This window comes from Enterococcus rivorum (assembly GCF_001742285.1).
GTDB lineage: Bacteria > Bacillota > Bacilli > Lactobacillales > Enterococcaceae > Enterococcus_L > Enterococcus_L rivorum.
In genome coordinates this window covers 1-851 of record NZ_MIEK01000077.1, presented here as the reverse complement: position 1 = coordinate 851, position 851 = coordinate 1, and the positions used below count along the sequence as shown (strand labels likewise).

Annotated in this window: 1 protein-coding gene; it reads left to right on the top strand. The window is 34.5% G+C overall.

What is annotated here, in order from left to right:
* On the top strand, positions 1-851 hold an 851-nt coding region (locus BCR26_RS16695; RefSeq protein WP_139124987.1), incomplete at both ends, for a transposase.

The following is an 851-nucleotide window of genomic DNA, read 5'->3' as shown; positions in this document are numbered from 1 at the left end:
CGTAAATTCAGCTTTGTTTGGCGGAAATCAACCAATCGGTATGAAACGATGTTGGATAAAAAATCTGAACAGTTTTATCAAAAATTGTACGAGGAAGAAATTTTACCTTGTTTAAAAGAGGAAGGACAATCCGATGGATTGACAAGCGGCCAATTAGATGGAATCGCTTGTCAATTGGAAGCAGATATTTATGAAACAGAAGAACAATTAGCAGGCGAAAAAGAAAAGGAAAAGCAACGCTATTTGAAGAAAAAAAGAAGGATCTATAAAAAGTATCTTCGAAAAGTTCAAAAGGATTTTTTACCAAGAAAACGAAAATATGACCAATATAATCAAATCTTTGGCGAAAGAAATAGTTTTTCAAAAACAGATACAGATGCCACCTTTATGCGGATGAAAGACGATTATATGAAAAATGGGCAACTAAAACCAGGCTATAATCTGCAAATTGCCACCGAAAATCAATACGTATTAGCCTACGATTTATTTTCGAACCCAACAGATACCAAAACCTTGAATCCTTTTTTAGACAGTTTTTTAGAACAACACAAAGAATTACCTAATTACATTGTCGCAGATGCTGGATATGGTAGTGAAGAAAATTATATGTATATTCATGATATACTACATAAAACGCCGTTGATTACGTATGGTGGTTACTACAGAGAAACGAAGAAGAAGTACAAAGATAACCCATTTATTGTTGAAAATTGGTTATACCTTGAAGAACAGGATGAATACATTTGTCCTGCCCATCGCCCTGTCTCTTTCAAACGATACAGTAGAAGAAAAGACAAAGGTGGCTTTGTACGAGATTTCAAAGTGTATGAATGTGAAGATTGCCGGGAATG